General features: G+C 63.7%; 16 protein-coding genes and 2 pseudogenes. 8 read left to right on the plus strand and 10 right to left on the minus strand.

All coding sequences use genetic code 11. The features are described from left to right. Window positions 1-94 precede the first annotated feature (94 nt). Complete coding sequence (locus tag G6N33_RS24125; RefSeq protein ID WP_231382410.1) at window positions 95-1,195, plus strand: alpha/beta hydrolase; 1,101 nt, start codon at window positions 95-97, stop codon at window positions 1,193-1,195. Between the two features lie 123 nt (window positions 1,196-1,318). Here G6N33_RS24125 and G6N33_RS24130 read toward each other — a convergent pair whose 3' ends face one another. Both G6N33_RS24130 and G6N33_RS24135 read right to left on the minus strand, forming a co-directional pair. Continuing rightward, on the minus strand, window positions 1,319-2,332 hold the full coding sequence (locus G6N33_RS24130) for a CobW family GTP-binding protein (RefSeq protein WP_044506262.1): 1,014 nt from the start codon (window positions 2,330-2,332) through the stop codon (window positions 1,319-1,321). 455 nt (window positions 2,333-2,787) lie between these two features. After that, window positions 2,788-3,792 (minus strand): helix-turn-helix domain-containing protein, encoded by a 1,005-nt coding sequence (locus tag G6N33_RS24135; RefSeq protein ID WP_163771660.1) that lies wholly within the window; start codon window positions 3,790-3,792, stop codon window positions 2,788-2,790. A 337-nt stretch (window positions 3,793-4,129) separates the two neighbouring features. On the opposite strand from G6N33_RS24135, the gene G6N33_RS24140 reads away from it, so the two are divergent. Further along, the gene (locus G6N33_RS24140) at window positions 4,130-5,638 is read left to right on the plus strand and encodes a GMC family oxidoreductase (protein WP_044506260.1); all 1,509 of its coding nucleotides are present in this window, start codon (window positions 4,130-4,132) and stop codon (window positions 5,636-5,638) included. Between the two features lie 264 nt (window positions 5,639-5,902). Here G6N33_RS24140 and G6N33_RS24145 read toward each other — a convergent pair whose 3' ends face one another. Then, entirely contained in the window at window positions 5,903-6,157 is a 255-nt protein-coding gene (locus G6N33_RS24145) for a hypothetical protein (RefSeq protein ID WP_044506258.1), read from the minus strand. Window positions 6,158-6,164: 7 nt separating this feature from the next. Here G6N33_RS24145 and G6N33_RS24150 point away from each other — a divergent pair, with 7 nt between their 5' ends. Next, the gene (locus G6N33_RS24150; protein ID WP_155945871.1) at window positions 6,165-6,482 is read left to right on the plus strand and encodes a hypothetical protein; all 318 of its coding nucleotides are present in this window, start codon (window positions 6,165-6,167) and stop codon (window positions 6,480-6,482) included. 27 nt (window positions 6,483-6,509) lie between these two features. Here the strand turns inward: G6N33_RS24150 and G6N33_RS24155 are convergent, their stop codons facing one another. Together G6N33_RS24155 and G6N33_RS24160 are read right to left on the minus strand one after the other, a co-directional pair. Further along, complete coding sequence (locus G6N33_RS24155) at window positions 6,510-6,818, minus strand: hypothetical protein (protein ID WP_155945870.1); 309 nt, start codon at window positions 6,816-6,818, stop codon at window positions 6,510-6,512. Between the two features lie 267 nt (window positions 6,819-7,085). Further along, window positions 7,086-7,373: a hypothetical protein gene (locus G6N33_RS24160; RefSeq protein ID WP_044506253.1), complete on the minus strand. Its 288-nt coding sequence runs from the start codon at window positions 7,371-7,373 to the stop codon at window positions 7,086-7,088. Between the two features lie 1,436 nt (window positions 7,374-8,809). Between G6N33_RS24160 and G6N33_RS24165 the strand changes: the two genes are divergently transcribed. The 3 genes and pseudogenes from G6N33_RS24165 to G6N33_RS28025 all read left to right on the plus strand — a co-directional run. Beyond that, window positions 8,810-9,556 carry a hypothetical protein gene (locus G6N33_RS24165; protein WP_044506251.1) on the plus strand — a complete coding sequence of 249 codons (747 nt, stop codon included), beginning with the start codon at window positions 8,810-8,812 and terminating at the stop codon, window positions 9,554-9,556. Window positions 9,557-9,584: 28 nt separating this feature from the next. Further along, a complete protein-coding gene (locus G6N33_RS24170; RefSeq protein WP_044506248.1) occupies window positions 9,585-10,052 on the plus strand; it encodes a YbaB/EbfC family nucleoid-associated protein in 468 nt (155 codons plus the stop codon). A gap of 5 nt (window positions 10,053-10,057) precedes the next feature. Next, window positions 10,058-10,288: pseudogene (locus tag G6N33_RS28025) on the plus strand (WXG100 family type VII secretion target); the annotation flags it as partial. A gap of 5 nt (window positions 10,289-10,293) precedes the next feature. On the opposite strand, the gene G6N33_RS27595 reads toward G6N33_RS28025, so the two are convergent. Further along, complete coding sequence (locus tag G6N33_RS27595) at window positions 10,294-11,082, minus strand: hypothetical protein (protein WP_232069448.1); 789 nt, start codon at window positions 11,080-11,082, stop codon at window positions 10,294-10,296. A gap of 410 nt (window positions 11,083-11,492) precedes the next feature. Between G6N33_RS27595 and G6N33_RS28110 the strand changes: the two are divergent. Further along, window positions 11,493-11,768 (plus strand): annotated as a pseudogene (locus G6N33_RS28110) (WXG100-like domain-containing protein); the annotation flags it as partial. A 1,019-nt stretch (window positions 11,769-12,787) separates the two neighbouring features. Here the strand turns inward: G6N33_RS28110 and G6N33_RS27210 are convergent. The 4 genes from G6N33_RS27210 to G6N33_RS24200 all read right to left on the minus strand — a co-directional run bounded on the left by G6N33_RS27210 (window position 12,788) and on the right by G6N33_RS24200 (window position 16,409). Next, a complete protein-coding gene (locus tag G6N33_RS27210; RefSeq protein WP_101528873.1) occupies window positions 12,788-13,039 on the minus strand; it encodes a hypothetical protein in 252 nt (83 codons plus the stop codon). Between the two features lie 501 nt (window positions 13,040-13,540). After that, a complete protein-coding gene (locus tag G6N33_RS24190) occupies window positions 13,541-13,960 on the minus strand; it encodes a hypothetical protein (protein ID WP_163771664.1) in 420 nt (139 codons plus the stop codon). Between the two features lie 1,297 nt (window positions 13,961-15,257). Continuing rightward, the gene (locus G6N33_RS24195) at window positions 15,258-15,602 is read right to left on the minus strand and encodes a hypothetical protein (RefSeq protein WP_163771666.1); all 345 of its coding nucleotides are present in this window, start codon (window positions 15,600-15,602) and stop codon (window positions 15,258-15,260) included. A gap of 222 nt (window positions 15,603-15,824) precedes the next feature. Continuing rightward, window positions 15,825-16,409 carry a hypothetical protein gene (locus G6N33_RS24200; RefSeq protein ID WP_163771668.1) on the minus strand — a complete coding sequence of 195 codons (585 nt, stop codon included), beginning with the start codon at window positions 16,407-16,409 and terminating at the stop codon, window positions 15,825-15,827. 324 nt (window positions 16,410-16,733) lie between these two features. On the opposite strand from G6N33_RS24200, the gene G6N33_RS24205 reads away from it, so the two are divergent. Next, window positions 16,734-23,786, plus strand: coding sequence for a hypothetical protein (locus G6N33_RS24205; protein WP_163771669.1), 7,053 nt, complete (start codon window positions 16,734-16,736; stop codon window positions 23,784-23,786). Window positions 23,787-23,836: the final 50 nt, after the last annotated feature.

Here is a 23,836-nt window from a genome sequence, read left to right on the forward strand (position 1 = left end):
ATTAATCGGTCCCGGTGATGGCAGCCATTGCAGATCGACGCTTTTCCAGTCCATGCGGACCCGGCATGCTCGCTGTATGGGCTCGTGGTGGCTCATGCTGCGTATTACCGAACTAACTGCAGCGCAAAGGATCTGCATCCCGTTGCTCTCGATCGCAGATGGCAACCACAATTCGTTGATCCGGGAAAGGGAATGGGCTATGCCGCAAGGCTCGCAGAGTGGTCAGACAACGGGTTTGACAATTGACGACCAAGTCTTGGCGGAAATGGCGCCCTTACTTGCGGCCGCAGCCCAAGCCCCCACACCGGCCCTAGGAGATATCGAATCGCGAAGGGCCAACTTCAAGGTGCTTTTCGACACCCTAGCCGCCGCCCGCAGCCCGATCGCGGGTGTCGGAACCGAGCATTACGACGTGGTAGCCGATGATGGGGCGAAAATTAATGTCATCTGGTATTACCCGGCAGGACGGCTTGGCCGGCGCGATTCCGCCGTGCTGTATCTGCACGGGGGTGGAATGTTCCTCAGTCTCAACGAGACTGGCCGCATTTACCACAGTCTGATCAGCCACTACGTAGCTCGTTCGGGAGTGCCGATGCTCCTCGTCGACTACCGGACCGCCCCTGAACATGCCGATCTCCGGCCCGTGTTGGACGGCTATTCGGCCCTCTGCTGGTTGGTCTCCAACGCCAATGCTCTTGCTGTGGATCCGCAGCGGATCGCGGTGATGGGCGACAGCGCCGGCGGGGGGCTAGCGGCAGGCGTTTGCTTGATCGCCCGCGATCAGGAGGGACCTGCGGTTGCTCAGCAGATTTTGGTGTACCCGATGCTCGACGACACCACGACTAGCGGTCGCCGGCCGACACCGTTTCTCACCTGGACCTACGAGGATAATCTGACTGCCTGGCAGGCGTTGTTAGGTGCGCGCAGCGCTGATCGCCCGGATGTCTCCGCCTATGCGGCGCCGGCGCGTGCAGCGGATCTGTCCGGCCTGCCCGCCGCCTACATAGATGTGGGGGGTCTCGATATCTTCTGTGAGGAGGATCTGGCGTACGCCCGGCTGCTGATAAATTCGGGTGTCTCCACCGAACTCCATCTCTACCCAGGCTGCCCGCACGCCTTCGACTTGTTGGCACCCAACGCCGACATGTCCGTGGGCGCCCTGACCAACCGGGTACGCCGACTCAGCGATCTCTAGTGTCGGCCAGGTCGGCGCCCAGCCGCATTGTGCGTTAGGTTGCCAGCGGACGACGCCGTCCACGATTGCCATGTCGTCAGCGATGAAATCTGCTGCGGCCGTGGGAGTGTGGAAATGATGAAATCAGAGGCGGCGCCGGCGATAGCGTCGGAGGCGGTGAATGTCGGCGAGAGTCGCCGGGCCGGCGAACGGACGCAAGGTGGCATCAAGCCGGGCATGCACCTCGTAGGTGTCGAGGTTCATCCCAATCGCAACGAGGCAGTTGGCAAACATTCCGGGCGGTGCGATAGCAATGTGTATCGCCCCACCCACCAGATTGATTGCGTAGGTGTGTGTTGCTGCGCCGTATCGCACCGCTACAGCACCCTTGAGGCGGTACACCCCGACTGGTGGATCCTCGAGCAGATCGATTAGCGCACCCGGGTCGACTTCCCCATCGCTTGTCGCCGTCACCGAGTCGGCGTGTGAGTGGTCATGCCCGACCGTCGCATCGACGAGCAGTTCTCGCAAGGAGAGCTGGCCCGGTTCCTCGCGCGGTTGCGCCACGTCGTAGAGCAGAGCCGGGTCGATGCGGCCACGGATGGCGCCGACAACGGTCGCCTGTGGATTACGTTCCCGCACACGTCGTTCCACGCGGTCAACGGTCGCGACGCGATCGCGGCGGGGGAGTTGGTCAAGTTTGTTGACGACGACGAGAGAGGCCGCACCGTAGCGGGCCGGCGACGTAGGACTGATGTCGACCGTTTCGAAGTGTGCCGCTGCGTCAATGACATCGATGAGTCCACCGAACCGCACGCCAGGAACCTCGCTGAAGCCAATGATCCGGGCAAGCGAGACAGGCTCCGCTAGCCCGCTGGCCTCGACGATCACCGCATCCAATTTGAGCCGGGGATCGGCGAACTTGGTGAGTGCTTCGTCGATTCCCCCGTCGTCAGGCAGGCAGCAGATGCAACCGCCCGCGATGGACGCCGGCTCGTCGACCTGTCCCGTCACCAGCATGGCGTCTACGTTGAGTTCGCCGAAGTCGTTGATGACCACCCCAATTCGCGCTCCCGGGGTGCGCAGCACGTGGTTGAGCAAACTCGTCTTGCCGGCGCCGAGATGGCCCGTCAAGCAGATGACAGGGATCGCTTGCACACTTGTCCTTCCTGTCTCACGGCTCCCGATATCCTGGCGGGCAATGCCGGAAGAGGAAGTGACCGGGGGCTGGCAGCATTTAATGCTAATGATTTTCAATAAGCCGTGATCGGGCGGGTCTGATATGTCGCCCCGGAGGACGTGGTAGTGCCGTCGTTGGCAGGCTAGCGCGAGTCCCCTGTCGACGTTGTAAGCACAGGTCGCCAATGGGCGGCAACGACACTCTCAGTTGCACCGCAACCGTAATTGCAAACATTGTTGTTGCCGGCGGAGGCGGGGCGTTCTCGGCCAGTTCGACGGTCACGGCGCCGACCGAGAGCACCACATCCCGGCTCTGTCCTCATCAACATATGCCGGGCCACCCGAACCAGGCCCGCGGCGACCTGGGCGGCGGTGGCTTGCTGCCCGCACGGTTAGCGTTACCCACCAGTGGGGCAACTCATTGCGCTCCGAAGTTAACGGAGGGTGCGCCCGAGATCCCCGTGGGCAGCGATGTCTTTGGGCAGATACCCGTAGAGCTCTTGGAAGCGTCTGGTGAAGTGGCTGGCGTCGGCGAAACACCAGCGATTCGCAACAGCGGAGATGGTTTCACCTCTCGGCATGCACAGCAGGTCCTGCCTCGCCCGGCCGAGACGCATGCGGCGCACATAGTCCATGAACGGTTCACCCCGCTCGTTGAAAGTGCGGTGCAGCGTGCGCACGGAAACGTGCGTTGCGGCAGCTGCGTGAGCCGGACTCAAGGCGGGATCGCTTAGATGGCGATGGACATAGTGTTGCGCGGCGCGATACACGGCATCCCGCACGGAGACGGACGACGGACAGCAATCCACGTCGTACAGCGCAGCCGTTGTCAGCTCGACCGCGGCGTTGCGCATTGCCCAAATGGATTGCCCCGTCCCACTCGACTCTGACAGCGTCTGCCGGACCAGGCCAAGATAAGAGAGCAAGAACCGCACCGCTGGACTGCTGGAGCACAGCTGGATGCCATCACGCTGGTGCCAAGCCACACCAAGGTCTTGCAGACCTGTTCTGGGGATTAGTATTTGGGTTTTGAGCATTTGATCGGGCACTTTGACGCCGTTTACCGAGTCGCTACTGAAGGCTAGGACGCTGCCTGCGCGCAAATCGTACTCGCGGTCAGCGATCCGCATTATCTTCTCGCCTTTGAGCACATGCATCACGCAGATGTAGTCCTCGGTTAAATCGCTGCTCTGACGGTGGAGACGTTGGGCGGCGAACGTCGTGGCCGCGGTGTCGACGAGAGTGAGGTCTGCGATCGCATAGGTGTCGACTCGTCCACGGAAACCGATTGATTCTTCCCGGCAGTGAATGAAGTTTCGCGGCAGATGGCGGCGAACAGCCTGTTCAATCTGGCATTGCCGCTCTTCGTCGCTGGCGGCCGCAAAATCGACACTGTCGACGGGAGGTGTACTCACGATCGGGGCCTTCGCTTTCGTCATCAGTCGTAGCCGACATGAACCAACGTTGCTACGCGCCTTCGGATTTGGCCACACAAGCCCGATGTCATGGACGGGAATCGGCCGGGGCGCGACCCCATGATAGGTGCTGTCCGCACGATTGTCGTGATCACGATCGGGGAATGGTCCTGGTACCGCCGATTGGCGCGAACGGACCATATCTGTGGCGTTCTGGTTCTAGCGAGACACGCGGCGTCGGGCGATCCTGGTTGAGCCAGTGGGCCTACGAGGCGCTCTCTCGGCATGTATGTGCTGACGTCTAATTTGCCCGCGCCTGCGGCGCATAGACGCGACACGAACGGTGGGGAAACCGAACATTATGGGTTCGCAGGTTTACGATTTCATCGTCGTTGGTGGGGGTACCGCGGGTTGCGTCATCGCTGCGCGTCTATCAGAAGACCCCGACATCCAGGTTCTTCTCGTTGAGGCCGGCGCAAGCGAACCAACCGATGGAATGAGCTCGCCCTGGGGATTTTTGACGCTTGACCCCTCGGATTTCTGGGCCGACGAATCCACGCCCCAAGCCGGGACCGGAGGTCGCGTGACGCTTCGCCGCGGACGTGCCTTGGGCGGGTCTTCGAGTGTCAACGGCTTGCTATTCCTCCGGGGTCACCATGCCAGCTACGACGCATGGGCCGACGAGGGCGCTCACGGTTGGGGATTCGATGACCTGCTTCCCCATTTTCGGCGCAGTGAGCGGGCGATCGGTCGCGACCCCGCAATCCGCGGGGACAGCGGTGCACTCACGGTGTCCGTGTTAGACCCGCCGCATCCCTTTGCCGAAGCGTGCGTCGAGGCAGCCGAACAGGCGGGTTATCACCGGGCGTCTGATATCAGCAGTGGCTTGGAAACCGGTTTTGGGTGGTGCGATCTCAACCTCGTCGACGGCCGACGACAAAGTGCGGCCGATGCATATCTTCGGCCGGTCCTACACCGGAGCAACCTGACCGTCGTCGCGAAGGCGGTCGTCCGCCGTCTGCGCATTGTCGCCGGCCGTTGCGTCGGGATCGACTACACGTCGGGCAACCAGATTCTGGCCGCCGATGGCGGCGAAGTCGTGTTGACGGCTGGCGCCATCGGAACGGCACATCTCATGCTGCTCTCCGGGATTGGTCCTGCGCGACACCTACAGCAGGTTGACGTCGACGTCGTCGCGGACCTGCCGGGTGTGGGCAGCAATCTGCAAGACCATCCGATGTGCACCCTCGTCATGGCCGGCCCCGCTATTCCCGTGTATCCGCCGCACCCTCCGGGTGAAGTGTTGGGGCTGATCGCAGCCATAACCCCGGGCCCAATTCCCGACTTGCATATCCAATTCATCAGCTTGCCGTTGCCACAAGCATGGGCGCCCGTACCGGAAAGTGGATATTCGATCGGATTCTCTGCGATGACACCATACAGTCGCGGCACCATCAGACTGGCTGGCGCGGATCCGACCGCCGCGCCATTGGTGAATCCCAACTATCTCGGCGACGAGCGCGACGTGAAAACGATGAGGGCGGGGCTCGAAGTGGCCCGTACCATCGCGCGATCGCCGGCGCTGGCGCCGTACACATCGGGAGAGGCACTGCCGGGACCCGCAACACAAGACGCCGACGCCGTGCACGCCTACCTCAAACGCAGTCTACGAACTTATTTCCACTACAGCGGCACCTGCCGACTCGGATTTGATCCTATGTCGGTTGTTAATCCCGCCGATTTAGGCGTGCACGGGCTCAGCGGTCTGCGGGTCGCCGATGCATCCGTCATGCCTTCCGTTGTTCCTGCCAATACAAATGCGACTGTCTACGGCATTGCCGAACGGGCAGCAGATTTGATCAGGACGTAGAGGTCTTGTACGGCTGGGAAGAATTCTCGAGCCCGACGACGTGCCCGACTAATGACGAAGGGGTTATTGCGGTCTGGCAGCTTTAGCAATATAGGCAGCGCGATTGCGATTACGTGGGATTCGCTTCCCGGTGACGTGGAATGAACATCTGAAAAGCGTCCTCAAGAGAAGGGATGGAATACGGGGCCAGGGCGAAGCTGCACCGCAATGGAGCCATCAACAAATCGGCTCCATGCGTGGTGTTCGCCACCGACCCCACGACAATCAGCAAACGCCGCGACAGGCAGCGACGGCATCGTAGGCCGGTTCTAAGGCAAGCGCCCGGGCCACTCGGGCATTCGATGGTGAGGAAGGCGAACTGATGGCGAACAGCGGGTCTAACAGCAGTAGTTCTAGCAGCAGCGGGTCCAGCAGCGGCGGGTCCAGCGGCAGCGGGTCCAGCGGCAGCGGCTCGAACGGAGGCGCCTCGAACAGTAGCGGGTCGGCCGCAACCGGCGCTTCCGGCGGCGGGGCCAGCATCAGCGACTTGACTAGCCAATTGAAGCAATTGCAAGACAATGGGCCGGTTGACCTGAAGTTGTCGCCCGAGACAGAGGCGGCGTATCTGAACATTGTGGACGACCTTCGCAATGCGCTGCAAAACGAAGTCAACAATATGGTCAATATGGGTCCGCTCGGCAACCCGGGTTCATTGTCGTCTGCCATACAGACGAAGCAAAACCTCGACTTGGATGTCAACGGCATCACCGGAATCGTGCAAGCCATGAGGCAATACATGCATTATCTTGACGAGTTTGAAACGACCCTAAGCAAGGCCACCAGCCGTCTGATGCAATCCGGATAGTGCTAGGAACGACGGGCTGATGTCACATCACAAAAAATCACTGACAGCCGAGCAAATCGATGACATGATTAACGCGGGTAAGTCACCCGTTAATACTGCCGGGGCAAATTGGGCCGTCTTGGAGTCCCTTTCAAATTCTGAGGTCACCGCGCTGACCTCGACGCAGAACGAATTCCAAGATATTAGCGGAACCACCGCGGATCCGGCCACTGTTGCCATTGAAGATTTCAGCGGCGTCAGCTTCAAGTCGATGTTGGATGAATTCGAGGACGCATCCGGCACGCTTGATAACGGCAACGGAAAGTCGTGGCAGCAGATAGCCAGCAACATCATCACCGCGTCAGATAACTTCCAAACTGCGCTCGAGGCGCAAGAACAACTTAACGAGTGGGTTGGAAAAACGCACGATGCAGCCATCGCGAATATCACCCAGTCGCTTCCAGACCTTTCCACGATGGCCTCGGGAGCAAATGCGCTAGGTCTTCTGATTGACGCCTTCGCGAGTACCGTCTTTGAAACCAGGTGGTATCTGGTGTCCAACCAGGCCGGCTACCAAGATTCGCTGAATCGATGGCCGCACGAAGCAGATCTGATCAATCAGACCTACAACTCTTTTGCACAAGACGTCATGAACACCGTGTATGCACCGAACATCACAAGCATCGCCAGTAACAATCCCGGATTCCCAACTTCTTCAGCAGCCGATATGAGTTCGCTGTCGGACCCGCCGCCGCCGGACGACTCGGGGTCGAACGCACCGCCGCCGCCACCGGACGACTCGGGGTCGAACGCACCGCCGCCGCCCGACGACTCGGGGTCGAACGCACCGCCGCCGCCCGACGACTCGGGGTCGAACGCACCGCCGCCGCCGGACAACTCGGGCTCTAACATCCCGCCACCGGACAACTCTGGCGCCAATACACCGCCACCCCCGGTGAATGTGGCCCCACCACCTGCTGGTGCCACAAGCGGTGGATCTGGCGGGGTAGGGACGAACCTCGCTGTGCCGCCGCCAGCGGCAGCCAGCGGATCGGGCACCGCCGGGGCGGGTACCGCCGGAGCGGGCTTCACGCCGCCGCCTCCACCGGCTGAATTCAACGCCCTGGGCACGGGGGGGTCTGCCGCAGGCACTCCGCCGCCATCGTCGGACGACGGGTCGACCACCGGTGGAACAGGGGATCCCTTCAGCGACTTCACCGGACCCACTGGTGACCCGAATGACTCCGAGTCATCCGCAAACGATGGCTCCGGGGATCCGTTCAACAGCGCCAATGGCGCCGGTGCTGGCTCTAACAGTGCTGGCTCTAATGGTGCCGGGTCCGCTGGCGCACCAAACGCCAACTTCAGCAGCAACTTCGGCGATTCCGGTGCGGGTTCGGATAGCTCCGGGGCCGGCGCCGGTGCTGGCTCTGGGGCCTCTGACGACGCTGGCTCGTTCAACCCAGGATCGCTGACTGGTCTGACAGGCTCCTCGGGCGGTTCGGCCGGGACTGGTGGCTCTTCCGGGACCGGTGGTTCGGCCGGTATCGGTGGCTCCTCAGGCGGGACTGGTGGTTCGGCCGGTATCGGTGGCTCCTCAGGCGGGACTGGTGGTTCCGCCGGTACTGGTGGCTCGGCCGGGACTGGTGGTTCGGCCGGGGCAGGCGGGTCGTCCGGTTCCCAGTTGGGCAGCGCATTGAGCCAAGCCGGAGATGAGCTCGGACAGCCCCTCCAACAGGCGCTGGGCGCTGCTCAAAACCACCAGGGCGGTGCGGGCCCGAATGGAGCTCTCCCGAACAGTCCCAACGCTTTTGACCCGTCGTCTCGGTCGAGCCACGCTGCCGGCCACGGAGGTGGCGGCGCTGGCATCGGGTCCCCGGGCAATAACTTGATGTCTCCGCCTGGCGCCCCGGTGGCCGCTGCCACCAAGGGCGGCGGCGCTGCTGACGGTTCAGGTGCGGGGCGCCTAGGTGGACTGCAAGGCACTGGGGGATCTTCGCAGGGGGCGCCGCCAGGTGGCGGCGGCGGAGGAGGGCAACGCGGGCAAAATGCCAAGGAACACAAGGCAAATAAGGCTCTACGGCGGGCAAAGAACGGCGAGATGGTGATCGGCGAAGTCGACCACGTGCTGCCTGTAATCGGTGACGACGGCTCAGAGGAAGTGGATGTTCCACCAGCCGTGCCGACGCCGCAGGTTCCCCAACCGTCAACCTCCCCGCCGCGCGCGGTCGGTACCTCTAGGCGTGCGACCTCCGAGCTTCGGCCGGAGGTCGGTCGGTGACATCGCTGCGGTCGGTGGCTGTCCAGGGGATCGAGTGAGCAGCGTATTGATAAGTCAGGTAGGAACTTTGGACCTGCTGGACTTGCGAATGATCACCCGGTACTACGGCGACGATTCTTTGCCCTACCCCTTCGTGCTCACCCAAGGCTCCAGGTTCCGCACCCAGGATGAAGCGTCCAAGTACGCAAGTACAGTGGTCGACCGATTCTTCCATGGCGACCTCAACATCTTCATGGAATCCGCGGTCGCGTACGACTCTGCGGACATTCGCGTCGAGTGCCACGTTCAGTACATACCGGACGACACGCCGTGTGTACGCCTAATAGCCTATCGTGCAGGCCAATTGGGCTTCTTCGCTGCCCAGCGTCCCGATGAAGACTTAGTCGATATCTACACCTTGTCACCGTATGATTTGAGCACTGCCATTTGCGACGACCTGTCATTGTGTCAGCCTGGCCGATATCCCAGTATCGTTATACCCGAGTATCTTCCGCAGGGCCGTGCGGAGTTCGACAACGGTGACTTGGTCGTCCGTTCGAGGCGGAACTCGACCGAGGTGATGGTTCCCGCCAGCCACGTGACGGCTTACGCGACCGTGCAAAGCCATTGGCGCCCAACACGAAAATGGGGTCCAGATACGGGTAAGACGGCCATTGTGTGGGTCCGTGTGATCGACGACGGCGAGTACATGTATGTCCCCGACCACTCTCATGCCCGGCCCATGACCAGAGCTGCGCTGTGTGAGCAAATCGACCAGCTGATCGCCAACGACGTCGCAATCCTGCGGGAACTTCGTTGTGACTACCGGGCATAACCAATCCACCTCTGGGAGAAGCCATTACATGAACAACGATGCGGCGAGCCACGATCTTGCCCATTTGCTGTCGTTAGTCCGAGAGCAGTTGCAGGACCTGCCGGCGATGCGACAAAGACGGTCAAGCCTGACCGCAAAGGCGAGCGCGGCGAACGGAACTGTCGAGGTCACGGTTGATGCTCGACATTGTGTCGTCAAAACGGTCATCGACGAAAGCTATTTGCAAGACTTCGATCTCGCCGCTCTGGGCGATCACGTGACGAAAGCCGCGCGCCAGGCCGCTCAAGACGTCGAACAGCAGACGATCGCCCTTCAAGCGCCATTAGCCGACCGACGCAGCGAAATATTGTCTCTGTCTCGCCTGGTCGCGGACACGCCGGCATTTCACGACGCGATAACGGGTCTGAGGAGTAACGCGCCGGGCGAGAGCCGACATGCTAGCGACGAAGATGACGGCTTCGACGATTTCAAACAATTCCCCGTAGTGAGGAGGTAGCACAAATGACTGAACCACTCAGCGTGGAAACGCAGGAGCTGCAAAAGGCTGCCAGCAACGTGTCTGACATTAGCTCCCAGATCAAGGAGATGTTCACTTCGCTGAACTCTCAACTGGCCGCCCTAGGCACGCCGTGGGGCGACGACTCCACGGGTGACCAGTTCGCTAACGGCTCGAACGGATACCTCGCACAAGTCGACCAAGTGAACAGCTCGATCACCGGAATTACCCAGCAACTTGATCAGATTGCGCAGTCGTTGACGGCCAGTGCCAAGAATTTCGCCCAACAGGACCAACAGGGCCAGACGTCTGGAAACGGGATCGGTAACGTGCTTACCACCATTGGCTCCGGTAACAGTGGTGGTTCTTCGACTGGTGGTGGTTCCCAATCGACGCCAGTGTCGGCTACTCCTAGGACGCCGGAGTCGAGTCGGACCTCCGCCTTGGTGCCTGCCACTCCCGCGGTGTCTGCGGTTCCTTCGACGCCGGGTGCGACGTCCGACTTGGCGGTTGCGGGTGGCGGAGGGTCGGCTACTTCTACGACGCCGGAGTCGAGTCGGACCTCCGCCTTGGTGCCTGCCACTCCCGCGGTGTCTGCGGTTCCTTCGACGCCGGGTGCGACGTCCGACTTGGCGGTTGCGGGTGGCGGAGGGTCGGCTACTTCTACGACGCCGGAGTCGAGTCGGACCTCCGCCTTGGTGCCTGCCACTCCCGCGGTGCCTGCGATTCCTACGACGCCGGAGTCGAGTCGGACCTCCGCTTTGGTGCCTGCCACTCCCGCGGTGCCTGCGATTCCTTCGACGCCGGGTGCGACGTCCGACTTGGCGGTTGCGGGTGCCGGAGGGTCGACTACTCCTACGACGCCGGAGTCGAGTCGGACCTCCGCCTTGGTGCCTGCCACTCCCGCGGTGCCTGCCACTTCCACGACGTCGAGCTCGACCTCCAATTCGGACGTCGCGGATACTTCGACGTCAAGTGGGCCGGATAGCGGCGCGCCCAATCCGTCATCGGCGCCTAGCTCGGGCGGCACCAATGGTGCAGGGAACCAACTCTCGCTCGCTACTTCGGGTGGTAGTGGCAATTCGAACGGGCCCCTGGAGCAGGCGGGTACCGATATCGGGAGCGCTTGGACCACTGCTGCCGACGCAACGTCGGGCTCGAGTTCTGGTGCGGTGACTCAGATCGCGGAGGCTCTCGTTCAGCCCGCGGGTGAAGGTATCTCTACTGCGGTGCAAGCGGCCACCAGCGGTGCGCAGAAAGGGGCCCACGGCCAACCCAATCCGACGCCTGACGGCCAACCACCCAACACCTGAATTCGGTTGCGCTGACTTGAGCATCTCCTGGGGGTGAGGGTGTGGGATGGGTATTGAGATTCCGCCGGAGTTGCAGTGGGTTGCGTATTTGACGGGTCAGCAGTGGCCTCAGGGTGATGAGACGGCGATGTTTGCTCTTGCTGGCGATTGGAATAGTGCGGCGGAGCAATTGTCGGATGCGGCGCCGGCGTTGCAGCAGGCGCAGTCGCAGGTGTCCTCGTCGTTGACCGGTCAGACGGCGAATGCGGTGGCGGGGCAGTTTGAGTCGTTGTTGTCCGGTGATTCGTCGGTGCAAGACTTGGTCGGATCGATGACGTCGTTGGGCAACCTGGCTGAGCAGACCGGGACGCAGATTCAGTACACCAAACTGCAGATTTTGAGTTCGTTGGCGATTGCGGCGTATGAGATTGCAACGGCGTTGTGGGAAGCGGATTTTACGTTTGGTGCGTCGTTGGCGTGGATTCCGGCGATTGAGGCGATCACGGTGGCCGCGGTGCGGGAGTTGGTCGAGGAGTTGGGGGATCGGATCGCGGCGTTGCTTGCTCAGGTGGCGACTGCGGCGGGGCGCAAAGCGTTGTTCAAGGCGGCTGTGGTGCAGGCGGCGCATTTGCTTCCCGGTATCGCCGAATCGGTGGCCCAGGGTGTGGTGCAGGATCTGTTGATCCAGGACTTCCAGATATTGGAGGGGGTTCGTAACGGTCTTGATGTGCAGCAGACCCTCGATATTGCTGCTAGTGGGCTCGTGGGTGGGGTGGTGGGTCCGGTTGTGCATCATGGATTGGCTCATGTGGTGGGGCAGTCCACCAGCATTGTGGGGAAGGCGCTCAGCGGTGCGGGGACTCATTTTGGGGTGGGTGTGGTCGCCAATGTGGCCGGGACGGTGGCCACGGGGGGCAGTGTGGATGCGGCCGATATTTTTGGGGGGGCAGCCGGGGGGGCGCCGTCGGGGGGGATCCGCAGCTTCGAACATGGCGGGGCTCATGGCGCGGGGGATGTCGAGGTTCACCCGGTAGCGGTGCCAGACACCAAGCCCACCACCGCTGATACTGACGCTGGGGTTGGTGGAGCATCGCGCGATCAGCTATTTCCCGACCAGGCACCACCGCCAGACGAGGGGGGCCAGACCGCGACCTTGGATCCGTCGGTCGAGGGATTGGGCGCTGATACTGCTGGGGCGCAGGGAGTTTCGATTGACACCAACGGAGCAGGCTCAGTAGTGCAGGGGAGTGCCACGTCGACCGCGAAGGGGCCGGCGCTCGCGGCGACGGCATCCCCCAACGGTGCCGGGTCGGGCTCGCAGCGTGATCTGTTGGCTGTCGGCGGTACCTCGGTGGCTGGTGCTGGACACGATGCCGGTGGTAGTAGCGGGGTGTCGGCGTCCGCCACCGTGGCGGGTGGGGGAGAGAACACCTCCACCCTTACTCATGGTGTGGGGCAGGGCAGTGTGGGGCAGTCCTCGGGTTCGGGTGCTGACGGGGCGGCGACGACTGCTGGGGTATCCAAGTCGGCGGCGGGGGGGTCGGCAGCCGGCTCGGCAGGGGCGGCGGCCAGCGCGTCGGTGGCCAACTCCTCCCACCATTCGTCGGCGGCGGGGTCGGTGTCGTCGGGTCGGGGGTCGGCAACCGGGTCGGCGCCGTCACAAGCATCACGATTCGCCAACCATCCCGCGGCCACTCCGACTGCGAAGTCTGGTGCGGCCGAATCGTTTACTCATAACGCATCCCAAGCTGAGGCCAATCCGACTGGGAATCAGCAGTCTCAGGCCGCTGCTGCGCTGGGCTCGACCGGCGCAGACTCCTCGACCACCGCCTCGTCGTCGGTGGCCGCCGACCCGCCGCCACCGGCCCCGGTCGATCGTGGGGCTGGCGCGCCTGATGCGGGTGTGGGGATCGTGTCGACACCGGGTTCTGATCAGGGGGATGCCGCGTCCACGCCCCCCGCTCAGCTTTCCCTCGAGCATGCGGCTTCGCCGGCCGGCTCCGATGAGTTGGCCACTGCCAGCGGGGAGCAAGCCGCAGGCCTGCCGCGAAGTGTGGAGTCAGACAGTTCGATGCCAGCCACGATGTCCTCGGATCACCTCGACGGTGAGACCTCGCTGGCCGCCGCGTCGGGGGCTGCTGTGCCGGCCTCGACCAGTCCGGGGGGCGTCGAGGGTTCCCCGGTGTCTGACGGTGCTCAGCAGCGCGAGGAGCACCTCGATACAGCGATGGCGGTGCCGGATGCGGGATTGTCCGCGCCGGGGGGCAGCGGTTCGGTTTCCCCGGAGGACCCCGGCGCGGTGGGTGGCGCGAGTGTGGCTGCCGGCGAGGGGGATTCGGAAATACCCAGTGTTCGGGGTCTGGCCGCGTCGTCGGATTCGGCGACACCGGACGGTGATACGCGGGTGTCGGGGTCGGTGTCCGACAGTGCGGGTGGTGGGTCGCGGACGACGCCGACGGACAAGCCCAGTGGTTCGTCGGCGGCTACCGCCGGTGCCGGGCGGTCCTCGCGGTCGGAGCCGACGGTGGTGGCGCGGTCCGCTGAGGGGCCGGTGGCGGGACCGGTCAAACCGGCGTCTGAGGATGGTGCGGGGTCCCACGCGGTTCGCGGGTCCACGACCAAACACATCGGAAACGACACCGAGCTGGTCGATACCGGGGACGGCCCCACCAGGTCCGCAGCAGGCGCCGCGGCCGGGACTGACCACGCTGAACCATCAACCACCACCGTTAAACCGCCGCGCGACAGTGCGAACGGCGATGACGTACACCCGTTCCCCGGCAACGACAGTCATCGTTCAACCGACGAGTCATCGCCCGCTGGTGAACACAGCCAGGGCAGCCAACATCCGGCTGAGCAATCCGACACCGCCGAGCCTAAGGGTGACCGACCTACCCCCCCACCGAGGCCGTCGGAGACCTCGACCACCGAGGGAGCCACGACTGGCGGCAGCGGGAATCGGCCGGGTCGTGGCGAGGAATCCGAAGCGGATTCCACCACCAAGCTTGCAGGGGATGGGTTTGACGACCCGCAGCGGTTCGCAACGGTGCTGCACGGCGTGCCTGATCCAGCCGACTCGACCTCTGTCGGTGAGCGGGGCGACACGCGCGACGGCGATGTGCATGCCGGGCTGGATGACTCTTCGGCCGCTAGTGATGACCGCGCCGATAGCGTCGGCGCACAGCCTGACACCGTTCACGACCCCGACGACGCCGATGCAGTGGTGGCCGCCCCAATGCAGACGGAAGCTGATGAGCCTACGGAGCCCGTGCCCGGTCCGCAGTCAGGGAAGCCGGCAGGCGACGAACCATCGTCGGGTGATGGTTTCCCGCACTCTGAGAGCACCATCGAGGACATTCAGAGGTGGATTGGGGATGTCAACAATGACGGGGATCCGCGGGTGCCACCGACCGGCGATCGTCTGCTTAACTGCGCGCCGGTCACGATGGTGGTGTTCGACAGGCTCTCGGGCACACCGAGTTTCGGGCGGGCGCACCTGGCCCAACTGACCACTGATGATTTGAGCGGATTTACCGGGCTGTCGTGGATCTCGGATACGCCCGAAGGCATTCACCAGCGGCTGACCTCGGCGGGTGGGGGCGCCCATACGGTGGTGGGGATCAAGTACGCCAAGGGGCAGGCACACAGTTTCAACGTGTTCTTTGACGGCGAGAAGGTGTACGCCCTGGATGGGCAACACCGAACCGTCAGTGCATGGCCGCCGAAGCTGGATCGCAAAGGCAATCCGGTGGTTGAGTGGTTCGTGGGGGCGGCGTCTAGCACGCACGCAGCCACCGACGCGCCAACGGGAGAGCACACGCATGCGACCGGTTCGGGGCGGCGCCCGCACCCGGGGCAGGAAACCGGCTCCGCCCCAACGGTGCTACACGGCGGAAGCGGTGAGGCCGGTCCCTCACGGCACAGCGGCGGTGCGAGTCTCGACGAGGGTTCGGATGGGACCGACCATGTCAACGACCTCGAGCGCGATCCCTTCGCCTCTGAGAACGATGCGGGCTCCCACACACGCCACGGCGACAATGCGGTGTCGCGTGTTGGCCATGATCTGAGCGAGGACGCGGCGCTCGACCCGGACACCGCTGGGTCGCCGGGCGATGACGACGGCAGGCCGTCGCAATCGACGCCGCCGGAGGGCGTGCACAGTGAAATCCCGCCCGAACCGGCCTCGCCCCACGACGCCCCCGCGCACGCCGATCCCGATGTCGAGGCCGTGGCGCCACCCCCGCCACTTGACGGCCACGAGGGTCTGCTGAATCCGCCTGTGGTCGAATACAACCGCTCCGTGCGGCAGTGGCTGGACCAGATCGGCGGGCATGACTGGCCGGACGTGTCGCGCAGGAAGGTGGCGCCGCTGGGCGACATTGTCCCCGCCAACCACTGGTGGAGGCTCTACATCGATCCGCAGCATCATGCGGCGGCGGTCGAGCGCGATGACCCGGGATCCTTATATGACGAGGACCAGTCACCCGGTTTCCAGGCGAACATGGAACATGCGTTCGAGATGTTCTTGAACAACCCGAAAAGGCTGACGCAGCGGGTCGATTCGACGGAGTACTCCGACATGCACTGGGAGGTAACGCACGGTATACCAGACAGCGATTTCGAGGTCGCCGACGTGGACGAGTATCACGTCTTTCATTCGATTTTGGCGGATGGACCGGCCGATGACCTGTTGACCGAGCAGGTCGACGGTCATCCGCTGGTGACGATGGCCCCGGCCGATCTCGGCAAGTTCAAACCGTTGCCACCAAGCTTCGGCGACGACGTGATCGTCACGATTTCGTCGTCCTGGGGCAAAAAGATTCCGGAGATCAGGACCGAACTCCCCGAACGCAAGGTCTCGGGCATGATCGATGCGGTCTTCGGTCAGTACTACGACGACATCGCGGCGGCCGACACCGAACACGACCAGCTGCGCGCCATCGGGCGGGTGGTGCGCACCCTGCATGTGATGCATCCGCACAACGACGGAAACGGTCGCCTCAACATCAATTTGCTGTTGCCAAGATTGTTGTTGGCCAACGGTTTTTCCCCAGTCATCACCCACTCAATGGCCGATCTGTTCTCCGGTGGGTTCTCGCTCGACCAGATCGCCACCGCACTGCGGTGGAGCCAAGGTCGAGACCTGACCCGAGGTCTCGACGATCTGCGACCACCACCGCAATCACAGAGCCGCCCGGCCGGGGCGCCGCCGTCGGAATCGGCTGCTCGGCCCTCCGATGCTGCTGCGGTTCGCGGTCTGCCTGAGGGCGCGGATGCCGAGCCGCCTCCGGCCGAAGCCGACGGAGGTGATGCAGCGGAACCGACGCCGGTAGCGGCGCCGCCGGATGATGCCGCGCTGCAGCCGGCGGATGATGAGCCGGGCTCGCGGATGAACGTCGACGGTGCGGGCGACACTGCGCGAGGGCCGTTGCCCGTAGTGCCCGACGGCGGGCGTGAGGCGTGGGACGCGGTGTTGGCTGACCAGTCTGACGGTGCGGGTCCTTCGGAGGCGAAGGGCAAGCAGCGAGAGGGCGCGCCCGAAAGCCGCAGTGCGGCATGGGATCGCTACGTCCAGGCCCACAACGCGCACAACGAGGCCTTGTCCGATGCGCATGACCAGGGTGTTGGCCCCGCGACGCGTCTAGGCCTTGATGCCGCTCGTCGTGATCTGGCCACCTGGGGGATCAACGACCCTGAGGCGTTACTGGCCGATTACCGTGCTCGTTTCGATGCCCCGCCGCCGGTTCAGCAGCGTGGTGATGTCGCCGAGGGCGCGCCTGGTGGGGTCGCCCAGGGCGCCCCTGGTGAGGCGGCTCATGACGTGCCCGATGCCGCGCCGCCTGGTGCGGTCGTCCATGACGCCTCCGGTGAGGCGGTGGTGGGTCCGGTGCAGCGGGATGTGGCGCCGGTGGTTGGTGGGGATCTTGATCATGAGTATGGGCCGTTGGTGGGGGCTAAGCGGGTCAAGCCTGAGGAGACTGATGGGCAGGGGTTGCCGCGGGTTAATCCAGTGTTTTATCGGTTGTCTGATTTACCACCGCTGGCGTTGTTGTCGCATACCGATGCGCGATGGCATTACACGGTGGATGCCGAGGGCGAGATCCGGATTGGCAGTGAGCAATTGGGCACGTTGTTGTCCGATCAGGAACTCACTGAGCACTATGTGGCGTATCACGGGGGGCCGCCGGAGTCGGCTGAGCAGTTGGAGGGTTTCCGCGCTCTGATCAATGGGCAGGGGCATCCGACGATTGCGGTGGAGTTCGATGACACCGGTGCGGTGGTGAATGCGAATCCTGTGTCGCGGGTTAGTGGTGAGATTGGGTGGAACGCGGAGACCGGGCAGTGGGAGGTTAACGATAAGTCCGGTCGGTACATGAGTGAGAAGGTGCGGGTTCCGTTGCCGGATCCGCAGGATATGCAGCGGTGGGTCGATAATGTGGCCGGGCGGTTGTCGGCGCATCTTGGTGAGCCGGTGCAGGGTAGATTGCTCAAACATGGCGACGGGCAAGCAAACCCGGCGCCACCGGCGCACGCGGGGCCGCCCGCGCCGCCGCCCGCACGGCCGGAGGGCCCCGACGCTCCGCCGCCTGGTGAGGCGGCTCATGACGCCCCTGGTGCCCCGCCGCCCGGTGATGTCGCTCATGATGTGCCGGGTGATGCTGCCGGTGAGGCCGCGCATGACGTCGCCGACGCCCCGCCCGGTGAGGCCGCCGCGGACGTTTCCGGTGACGTCGTCCATGACGTTGCCGGTGAGGCTTGGGAGGATCCGGCTGTCCAGCACGATGGGGCGCCCATGGACGCTGATGCCGGGCCAGAGTCGGCCGCACCACATGATGGTGCGGCGGTTGCGCCGGGCCCATCGGCGGACCCACCAACACGATTGCATAGCCTTCCCACGGAAGGGGCAGATGGGCCGAATGATCGCCCGGCCCAAATGGATTCGCGGCGCGCGTTCGATGACGAACACGGGGACTCTGGTGCCCCGGCCACAGCCCCGTCAGAGGGGGATTCCCTTTCAGCAGAGCCCGAAGGTATTGATTCGCAGGGCCATTCAGTTGATTCGGACGGATCGACGGAAACCGATTACGGCGAAAATTTCGAGTCCCGGTTCGCTTACGACCCGGGGGACAACGCCTCGTTTATCGAGACCTCCTACCAGAACGAAGGTGTGCGCACCTGGCTGGGCAGTATCACCGGACATGACTGGCCCGACGTCGCGCAGGATCGACCCGTTCGATTAAGCGAGGTGGTGGCCGATGAAGATCGCTGGCGGATATATCTGGATAGCGCCGATCATGCTTCCGCACTGGAGCAACACCCGGACAACCCGGGAAGTTTCTATGACAACGACCAATCACCCGGATTTCAGAAAGATCTGGAAACGGCCTATCGGTTGATCCTTGACGATCCACAGGTCCTGCAAGGGCGCCTGGACTGGTCGGAATACCTGCGCATGCACACCCTGGTGACCGGGCATGCCCACGCGGCTAGGTCTAAGGAGGATTACCGGATCACGGGCACCGATCGGGGCACGGGCACAGATCATCACGTCGGTACCTACCGGGTGGCCGCCGATCTGCTCGATGAGCGCATCAGCGGGCACCCGTTAGTGACCGAGGGCGCGTTGCGCGACGTGCCGCCGATCAGACTGATGGAAGTGATCGTCACACTTACCAGGGATGATGACGGCGATCTGCAGTTAACCACTGCCTTCGGCGCTGATCGGGTGCCGGCAATGGTTGATGCGGTGTTCGACCGGTATCAGCAGGATCTCGCCGCGGCCGGGTCGGAGCACGAACAGCTGCGCGCGATCGCGCGAGTCGTGCGGACGTTGCACGTGATGCACCCGTTCGCCGAGGGTAACGGCCGACTCAACGTCTATCTGCTGTTGCCAAGATTGTTGCAGTCCAACGGATTCCGGCCGGTGATTGTGCCGTCGACGGCGCACTTGTTCTCCGGTGGATTCTCGTTGGACCATATCGCGACTGCGTTGCGGTGGGGTCAGGATCGCGATCTGTCACACGGTTTGGACGACATGGGCCAGTCGGCCCCCTGGCGGCTTGCCGGTGATGACTTCGGCTGGTTTCCGGCGTTGCCGGATTCAGATGCTAGTTCGGACTCGCTATCTGATAACGCCGCGGGCCAGGAGCCGGTCGCTGGCCACGATTTCACCGGTGTGACGCTGTCCGGCCTGCCTGCTGAGGACGAGCGGGTGGCCGGTGAACCGGCGCAGACCGAGCAACCCTCGGCTGGGGCCGCCGGTCACGATCAGTCCCGCAGCGAGCCGTCGACCGGCGGCGAGCACGCCGTACCGCCGGCCGCTCCTGCCGGCATGCCCGACCGTACACAGCCTTCTGCCCACCAAGAAGGGGCAGGCCCTCCGTCGCCGGATAACGCCCCTGCGGTGCAGGGCGATGACATCGCGCCCGCGCCGACGCCGGTCCCGCAACCAGAAACCGCCGATGCCCAGCGGCAGGGTTCGCCGGTCCAATCACAGCTCCGCAGTGGCGAATTCGAGCCGGAACGGGGGCGCGCGCAACCGGTCCCCGCGGTGCCCGACCCGTCCGACGACGCCGCCGGCCCGCCCCGGCCAGCAGCCGAATCGCCGAAAGGCGAGCCGTCCAAACCCGATGCGACACAACCGTCGCTTGCCCCAGGCACGACAGAACATTTTCAAGGGCTTGAGTCGTCAGGACCTTCTTCGACTGAACCGGACCTTGATTCGCCAGCCGGCGATGCTTCCTCGCCAGCCACACTGCCGCCAGCTTCGAACGCCGCCGAAGATCGCCACGCCGACCCGATCGTCGCACCGCAACCGAGTGTCGAGCGCGGCGGGCTCGCCGGGGAACGCGAATCCCTCGGAGGCCCCGAGAGTATTGGTGCACCCGATGACGTCCCTCGGGCGTCGCTGTCGTCTGTGCCGTCGCCCGACGACGGCGCAGCGGATGCGACATCTGCCGGACTGCCTGTCGCAGTTTCTTCCGGTGGCGACAGCGCTCCAACCCAGGCCCAGCGGGCCACTGCGCAGGAGGCACCCGGTAACGGGCCATCCAACGATGATCCCGTGGCGCCAAGGCCGATCGATACCGAAACAGCCACGCCCCCGGACTCACTCGCGCTGAGACCCGCCGATCAGGCACCGTCGCTCGCGCCCGGCATTACACCTGGCGAGTTTGCACCCGAGACAGGGGGGACGCCAGGTCCGCCCACGCGGCATCAGCTCACCGACACGGAAAGCCCCAGCCAACCGATTCCGTTGCCGACGCGCGAACAGCGTGAAATGTGGGGACAAGAACTGGATCGGCGCGCGACGGGGGTCGGCCCATCTCCAACGGCCATTGGCAAACAGCGAGAAGGAGCTCCGAGCAGCAGGCTCAGCGCTTGGGAGCGCTACATCGAAAAACTGAACGCGCATCAGCCTGCGTCAATGGGTTCGCCGGATGGCGAGCACAGTCTGTTCACTGCCGCCGAGCTGGACCTCGCCCGGCGTGACCTGAGCCTGTGGGGGATCAGCGATCCCGACGCGATTTTGGCTGATTACCGCGCCTACCTCAAATCGGGCCCAGCGGATCCCAAAGCGATGCCCACCACCGACGCATCAATCAGCCCGCCTAAACACTCAGCGGACTCGGTCGCCGATCACAAGGCTGTCACGAAGGCGGCCGCGCAACCCAACCGCGGCCCGCAACTGCCCGCTCGCATCGGGAAGAACCTCGTGCTCGGCGGAACAGACGTAGTCGAAAGCTTCCGCTCCGGCGATGAAGGGCTCAATCATGTCGAGTCGTTGATCCGTCGATTGGGTGGCGACGAGACATGGGACGCCTACCGCGACCAGAGCACCGCAAATTTCTCTGACGACAACCTTCGCCCCAAAATAGCTGGGATGTTGCGAGGCGGCCGACCCAACATCCTTAACGTAAAGCTCAAGAACCGCCGCATCCTCACAATCGAATTCGCTCCGGACGGCACTTCGGAGCGATCCCAACTGCACTTCAAGGAGACAGTCGCCAAGTACGAGTTTGAGCACACCGCCGACCCGACCAATACGGTCGGCACCCTCGACGAGGGTCGCACTCAGACGTACGCCGTAGTGCAAGGCAACGTCACCCACCCCAATGCGAGCGAGACGGCCACTGCGATGGCATCTCGGACACACGATACGGCGTTGACCAATCAGCGTGCTGACCGCCAAATCAGTGGAGGACAAACAGCCGAGGCCGCCGCCCGGTTCCATGGCAACGTCGAAGGTGTCATTCGCCACTGGACCAGCGATGCTCCGCAAAAGATCGACACTCACAAACTTGGTTATCAAACGGAAGTAGTCGTTCCGGCTCGTGATGTTGTCAGCCAGGACGCGGGAAAGCAGCACCCGGAGGAACGAGACACGCTCCACTCGTTGCCTGGCCACCCGACCCGAAACTCCGCGCCCGAACGCGGCGGCCCACCACGTGTTCGCGACACCCATGGGCTCAGCGGGTCAGACGTTGTCACCAACTTCTGGTTGCTTCCTGACGACCCGCCACCCTCGCGTCCCGATGCGGGGAAAGGCACTTCGGATTCCCGGCACGGGCAACAAGAGTCTGAGGGAGAATCGCCCGCAGCGGCGAACGATCCGCGACCACAGGCGCTCGCCGACTTCCTCACCAGCAAACCGATGTTGGCGGCATTCAAGAAGGCGTACGGCGGCATGGCCGACCGGGCGAGGGCCGAGACCAGCAATTGGCTCACGGTCGAGTCGCTACAGACCAACCTGCACCTCATGACCAACAAGCAGCCGATGGTTCATCATCTCGCGGGCATTCCGGGCGCATGGATCGAGGTGCATGCCTTCATCGAGCCGCTTGGAACAGCGTCCAAAACGCAAGTGGTCGGCGACAGACACAGCAGCGACGCTGCTTCCCGACGGGACCCAATGATGCTCACTACCAGTCAGACCAAAGAGACCGAGTTCCATTTCGGCACCGAAACCGACACCACTCAGGTGCGGCAGGACGCGGCGAGCTGGTCGACTCAGTTGCCGATGCCGGGTCGGCTGCGCGGCCAGGGCGGTACGGACACCGGCGAGGCCGAAGGTGGACTAGACGGTACCTTCACGCGGGGAGAGGCGCATACCGAGACCACCAGCCGTCAATTCCGGGTGCGCACCACTTTGAAGAACCCCGCGCCCGGCCAAGGTTGGAACGGGCAGGCCCGGCTGCGCATCGAAATGCACACTGCCAAAGGAGTTTCGGCACCTGGAGTAGATGCACCATTCAAGGGTGCGGTGCACGAGACGCGCGCCCGCTTCGAGGTGCTCATGGAACAGTTCGAGACCGAGCCAACCACGGACTACCTTGGCAAGGAGGTATGGGCGCCCCCAGCGCGGATCTGGGGTGAAGGTCCCCCGGCCGAGCGCAACTCGGTCACCAAATCGACCTGGTGGCCCTTCGGCGCAAAACAACGTTCCAAAGGAAGCATGACCGAGTCAGGCACACCTGCGCCGGCCATCCCGCGCGGTCGAAGCCGGGAAGAAACCGTGCCTCTGCGCGGATTGGGCAGCATGGACAGGGTCACCAATCTCAACCTGAGCGGCTTCCACGGAATGCTCGACTCGATGGGACGCCGGGCACACGGTAGCGACTGGAAGGGGCTGCGTCAGAACGCGATTGGCTGGTATCACCTCAATCGAGTCCGCGCGAGCCTGCCTGGCATGACCCAGCACAGCCCGCTGGCTCATCGCGGCACCGACGCCTTTACGGCCGACATAGAAAAGTTGACCTTCCGGCGGGTAATCAACACGTTGTCCAGCCCAAGTGCTGAACTCACCGAAGGCTCAGCGGTCACCGTCGAGCGCAACCGCCAAACCTCTCTACAGGCCGCAGCCGGGGGCCGTGGCGACCACATTAATGACAGCACGGTGTTAGGTGAGGCGATCGGGGGCACAAACCGGACCAAGCGCGTCGGCGAACGCGTCCGCAACCAGCACCGCGTGGCAGTAACCACCAAATTCGACCAACCGATGGCGGTATTCGATGGCTGGGTGCGGATCGACGGGACCATACGAGGATCGAAGGCCACCGTGCACGAATCCGGCCATTTTCCCGTCGAAGTTGCTATTCCGCTGTCCGAGCTTCAAGGTTCGCGGCAACATGACTCGCACCTGCCTCCTACCTTTACCCGTGATCAACCGACTGGCTTTGTCGAACAGCCGCCCAAGTCGTCGGAGACCACCGGCAAAGCCTCCTTGCCCACAGCGCCTCCTGCTTCGCAGCCGACCGAGCACCAAGGCGGTGAGGCGCCGAAGGAGGTGACTGCCCTCCTGCCTTTACCCGTGATCAACCGGCTGGGTTTGTCGAACAGCCGCCCAAGTCGTCGGAGACCACCGGCAAAGCCTCCTTGCCCACAGCGCCTCCTGCTTCGCAGCCGACCGAGCACCAAGGCGGTGAGGCGCCGAAGGAGGTGACTGCCCCTCCTGCCTTTACCCGTGATCAACCGGCTGGGTTTGTCGAACAG

Origin of the sequence: Mycobacterium simiae, from assembly GCF_010727605.1 — a bacterium.
Lineage (GTDB): Bacteria > Actinomycetota > Actinomycetes > Mycobacteriales > Mycobacteriaceae > Mycobacterium > Mycobacterium simiae.

What these genes read in the sequence shown, in the direction of transcription:
- G6N33_RS24125 (WP_231382410.1), top strand. Translation starts at nt 95, where the DNA reads ATGCTGCGTATTACCGAACTAACTGCAGCGCAAAGGATCTGCATCCCG.
- G6N33_RS24135 (WP_163771660.1), bottom strand. Translation starts at nt 3,792, where the DNA reads ATGACGAAAGCGAAGGCCCCGATCGTGAGTACACCTCCCGTCGACAGT.
- G6N33_RS24140 (WP_044506260.1), top strand. Translation starts at nt 4,130, where the DNA reads ATGGGTTCGCAGGTTTACGATTTCATCGTCGTTGGTGGGGGTACCGCG.
- G6N33_RS24145 (WP_044506258.1), bottom strand. Translation starts at nt 6,157, where the DNA reads ATGCTGGCCCCGCCGCCGGAAGCGCCGGTTGCGGCCGACCCGCTACTG.
- G6N33_RS24160 (WP_044506253.1), bottom strand. Translation starts at nt 7,373, where the DNA reads ATGTTAGAGCCCGAGTTGTCCGGCGGCGGCGGTGCGTTCGACCCCGAG.
- G6N33_RS24170 (WP_044506248.1), top strand. Translation starts at nt 9,585, where the DNA reads ATGAACAACGATGCGGCGAGCCACGATCTTGCCCATTTGCTGTCGTTA.
- G6N33_RS24205 (WP_163771669.1), top strand. Translation starts at nt 16,734, where the DNA reads ATGAACGTCGACGGTGCGGGCGACACTGCGCGAGGGCCGTTGCCCGTA.